The organism is Streptococcus oralis subsp. oralis (assembly GCF_002096445.1).
Classification (GTDB): Bacteria; Bacillota; Bacilli; order Lactobacillales; family Streptococcaceae; genus Streptococcus; species Streptococcus oralis_N.
In genome coordinates, this window is sequence record NZ_NCUK01000007.1 from 1 (window position 1) to 4,545 (window position 4,545).

General features: G+C 33.2%; 5 protein-coding genes and 1 pseudogene. All 6 read left to right on the top strand.

Annotation, left to right across the window (positions count from 1 at the left end; genetic code table 11):
• Nucleotides 1–1,095 (top strand): annotated as a pseudogene (locus B7721_RS00070) (T7SS effector LXG polymorphic toxin); the annotation flags it as partial.
• Nucleotides 1,092–1,817, top strand: a complete 726-nt coding sequence (locus B7721_RS00075) for a hypothetical protein (protein WP_084876925.1) — start codon at nucleotides 1,092–1,094, stop codon at nucleotides 1,815–1,817. The pseudogene B7721_RS00070 and the gene B7721_RS00075, both read left to right, overlap by 4 nt.
• Nucleotides 1,810–2,238 carry a hypothetical protein gene (locus B7721_RS00080; RefSeq protein WP_084876926.1) on the top strand — a complete coding sequence of 143 codons (429 nt, stop codon included), beginning with the start codon at nucleotides 1,810–1,812 and terminating at the stop codon, nucleotides 2,236–2,238. Before B7721_RS00075 ends, B7721_RS00080 begins: the two co-directional genes overlap by 8 nt.
• 1 nt (nucleotide 2,239) lies before the next feature.
• Nucleotides 2,240–2,716 carry a DUF5085 family protein gene (locus B7721_RS00085; RefSeq protein WP_084876928.1) on the top strand — a complete coding sequence of 159 codons (477 nt, stop codon included), beginning with the start codon at nucleotides 2,240–2,242 and terminating at the stop codon, nucleotides 2,714–2,716.
• A gap of 159 nt (nucleotides 2,717–2,875) precedes the next feature.
• A complete protein-coding gene (locus tag B7721_RS00090) occupies nucleotides 2,876–3,442 on the top strand; it encodes a hypothetical protein (protein WP_061421774.1) in 567 nt (188 codons plus the stop codon).
• Between the two features lie 117 nt (nucleotides 3,443–3,559).
• The coding region (locus B7721_RS00095) for a hypothetical protein (RefSeq protein ID WP_164497068.1) at nucleotides 3,560–4,545 on the top strand (986 nt) is incomplete at its 3' end.

Below are 4,545 nucleotides of genomic sequence, written 5' to 3' on the forward strand. Positions count from 1 at the left end.
GAGATTCACACAGCTATCCATAGCAACTCCAAAGCTGTGAAGTACCAAAATGCTCTCGCAAAACAGCTTGCCGAGTCTAAGTATAGTGGGACGGTGGCCGAAAATGAGAACTTAATAGATTCATTATTTAATGTTTATAAAAATGTCACAAAGAGTGATTTATATAAAAATAGTAAGGACTATAAAAAACATTTAAAATCTATTTTGCCAGCTTTATATGCGTTGTATCGTTTTAGTCAAAATAAAAAAGGAGATACCATTGTTCTTAAAGAGACAACAAAATTTGGGGAACTTCTAGATAATTATTTTGAAGTTACTAAGAAATTAAATGGTAGTCGTACTTATAAGGTAGTTCAATATAAAAACGGTGGTGTTCCACAGACCTTCAAATCCATAATGAAAAAGCTAGGTTATACTAAATATAATGAAGAATTGAGTAAGGTTTTCAAATCTTTTACAGATACAACTCGATTTAGTACCAAAGTGGCTAGTGTCGGAAAATCACTTGTGTCTACAACTGGAAGCCTATTGAAAGAAGAATTTATTAAAGAGATAACTTTCAAAGGCGCTGGTAAAGGCCTGTGGAGTTTAGGAAAGGCAGGCGCATCTGGAGGATTTAAAGGTTTAGTTAAGTCTGCTACAGATAGCTTTAAAAATTACAAAGAAGGTTTTAAATCCGCTACGAAGTTTGGTAAGTTCTTAAAAGGAGCAGCAGTTGTTGGTGTTGCCTTAGATGTTGTCGATACTTTTTCGAAAATACATGATAATTCTCAGAATGCCAAACGTCAGGGTCTTAGAGGTAATGAAGTTAAAGCAAGTGTGGCAACAGGTTTTGTGATTGATGCGGCCAAGGCGGCAGGAACAACTGTTGCGGCAACTGCCGCAGCGAGTGCTGGGGCTGCATTTGCAGGATTTGTAGCAGGGGTGGCAGGTATTGCTACTGCTCCTGTTTGGTTAACTGGTTTAGGTGCAATCGCAGCATCCGCAGGTGCGGTTTGGGTTGCAAATAAACTTAACGATAGTTTTCATATAACTGATAATCTTAAAAAAGGAGTCAATAGCCTGATAAAAGGCATGAGAGGATGGTTTAAATGATACTGGAACGAATAAAAAAAACTTTTGAATTTCAACGAAGCAAAATACAAGGACCAGTTCCTCTTTGGGGGGTATTAAATGGGATTTTTATTTTGTATCCCTTGGTATTTACAGGATTTTGGCTTGCAGGATTAAATATTTTAAAAAATCCTGCCTTATATCAAGGTTTGATTATTACAGGGATTGTTGTTTGGATTTTAAATCTGGTATTTTTACTGGATCTTAGACGAGGAATTTTAACTAGTTTTGGAACCTATCTCATGTATCTGACTGGTCATATTTATGCTATTATTACTTTTAATAGTTTGAGTGGGGATCATAGTTTTATCGGTTTAAAGTTATCCCTCCCTCTTATCCAATCCATTATTGTTATAGTCGTTATGAGCTGTTTGGTCAATTTAGACTCTGAAGAAGTTATCTCGCAGAAAGCCAGCAAATTTATGCTTAATTTTGTTATCGCTCCTCCACTTATTTTATCGTGTGTCTGTATATTTTTAGCAATGATTGGATATGATTATTTTATGGGATGGGGAATGTCTTTATTATCAATGGCTTTTGGACAAGCTGTGTACTTACCTTGGTTTCATATTATCTATGCCTACCAACATCGTCATGATATTGAGGAAACAAGACCAATCAAGCATATAGAAGTGTCTTCGGATTTGATTCAAAATAAAGAATTTGATAAAAATAGATTTAAAAAGGAAAAGAAACATGATTAAAGAAATCCAGATTCATATGGAACATTTGATGACAGACCAGGTCCAGATTCAAGCGGACGAACTATTGGAGTTGTTTGTCCACACAGAACTCTTACCCTATACCAATGGCATCTATAAAGATGGTCCGACCATTTTTGAAATGACTCCAACTCAGTTTGACGAAGAAGAACAGGACGTTACCGTTTATATACCTGTCATTTCAGAAACAAACTCAACGAGCCAACTAAGGTACCAAGCTAGTTTAAATATTGAGGGTATCAGCAAACGTGTGCCATTTGAGGATGGCTTGGACCAGTCCATCTACGAGATGAAGGATTACATCAGAGACCACGGTTGGAAGTTGCAAGACAAGTTGTATTTGGTCTTGATTCCAGTTTATGATGATTTGTTTGTAGATTTGATTATCCCAGTGGAGAAGTAAAATGGCAGAAATTACATATGGTATGAATCAATCATTAATGATGAGTAATGTCTTAAGTGTCGATTACAACATTACTGGTGATGAAATTGCAGTAGCCTTTCAAGATATGGTTCAAACAGCAGTAGCAGCTGGATATACGCCTAAAAGTAATCCCTTTTACTCATGTCCTCATATCGGAGAGTTGGATGATGGGACATACAACATCACAGTCTATCTTCCCGTTCATGAGGATTATTTAGGAGAGAATGAATTACTGGAAGGGACAGCTTATAACAGTTATTTTTTAGTTCCTCAAATGGTAGGAGTTAGAGTTACTGGAGAGAAAGCTGTTGACTTTGATAAGGCTATATACCTGTTAACCAATTTATTGATCGACAATGACTTAGAAGAATCTACACCCGTATTTTATATTTCAAGTAAGGTAAATGATGTTTTATACACAGATATCATGGTAGGAATACGAGCTAAAAGAGATTAAAAGTTGGTAGAGGCCTAAAAGAAGGAAGTCTCAAAAATCACCTATGACCACTTCACCATAGAAGACTTCAAAAAATGACATACAAATCCTAGAATTTCATTCTAGGATTTTCTATATGGTGAGAAAATGTTATAATCAAGATTAAAAGGAAAATGATATATGAAAAAATATTTAAAAAATAAGGTTCCTATAGGAACAATTGATAAAAATCCAGTTTATTTTGATAAAAAAGATTCTAGTTTATACATAGTAAGAAAAAAGACTTCTTTTTTGGAAACTGCTGGCAGTAGCTTGATCATGATTATTTATGTCATAATTGGAAAAGTTAATTCAAAATACTATTTAACCATTCTGGGAAGATATCAATTTTTAATGATAGGCATCCTGATTTCCTTTATAACAGCCTTTGTTGTTTGTTATGCGACCTTCCATCGTGAGAGAGAAGTGGAAAAACTTCAATTAGAGGAAAAAGCAATGAGGAACTTTGTGTTAAGAGAGCGAAAAAATATCTTGTTTACCTATTTATCTCTTATCATATTACCACTAATTATAATATTCTTTGCATACCTCTTTATCACATATGGCAATCTTCCGTGGGGAGTTGTTTCAGTTTTATTTATGACTATATATTTTATGTTCTTTTATAATAAAATCTTCCTAAGAGGAAAAATAATTAATAACTTATTTAGACAGTTAAACAAAGAATTAGAAAATAAAGATATTTAATTGAAAAAAATTGATTTCTAGAGATTTTAATCAATTTATTAAAAATTAAGAATAAGCAGATTAAGCTACGATTTTTAATGAAACAAGCTTATAGTTAGATCAATTTAGGAGGTTAAAGTGAAAGAAAAAACAGTGAAAGAAGTTGAAGAATTAAATAAAGTATATTTTAAAAGCTTAGCAAACACTCGCGCATCTGCAAGTATGATGGTTATTTCGTTCACAGGAGCCTTCGCTTCGGCATTGTTTCTGCTTTTCCAATATTTTTATTTTGTTAAAGGCTACGGAATAAATCCTTTGGAAAATTACTTTTTTGATTTTGTTTTGATTTATGTTATTTATCTTGTCGTGGCAACCTTTATTCCGCTAGGAATGACATTTATTTATCGTAGACAGATTTTATCAACCATATTATTACTTTTATCTTATATAGGTATTTTTTTATCTTTGATACTTATATCTTATATTATTCTTGTTTATTCAGGGACTAATTTGCAAGAATATAACGAACGTTCATTATACACCATTCCTTTTTTGTTAATCTGTACAGTTGTTGGTTTTGTTTATCACTATTTTTGGCTAAAAAGCGAGTTAAAAAAAGGTTTTTCTACCAATAGAACAATGGGTAATTTTTTTGCGAAATCTAGTGCCCACAATAATAATTCTCTTCTCATTATTTTTACAGTTTCCATGCTAGGCGGTGTTCTTTCTGGTAAGTTTGCGCTAGTTTTAGGAATTCTAACAGCGGTACTTTTTAGCTATGGCTTCTCCCAACTCATCACAGAAGTCGCCTATCTTTTATATCTAAAAACTCAAAGCAAGGAGTATTGGGAAGATGTACCTAAGAAAAAAGAGACTTTTCGAAATTTATTTAAGGATTTCAGTTTGAAGAAAGCAAAGATTAGAATTTCCCTTGAGATTTTGTTTTGTTCAATATTCCTAGGTATTATGTATAATATAGGCTATTTTAGTCCTAGTTCATACACCCCCCTTTGGCTTATTTGGTTTGGGAGAATATTTATAATCTCAATAGGACTGGATATTTTGGGAAGTTTTATTCTTTATGTCATAAAAAAAGTAAATACTAGATTCAAAAAAGGACAGAA

Coding starts and splice junctions, on each gene's coding strand:
- B7721_RS00080 (WP_084876926.1), top strand. CDS start 1,810: ATGATTAAAGAAATCCAGATTCATATGGAACATTTGATGACAGACCAG.
- B7721_RS00090 (WP_061421774.1), top strand. CDS start 2,876: ATGAAAAAATATTTAAAAAATAAGGTTCCTATAGGAACAATTGATAAA.
- B7721_RS00085 (WP_084876928.1), top strand. CDS start 2,240: ATGGCAGAAATTACATATGGTATGAATCAATCATTAATGATGAGTAAT.
- B7721_RS00075 (WP_084876925.1), top strand. CDS start 1,092: ATGATACTGGAACGAATAAAAAAAACTTTTGAATTTCAACGAAGCAAA.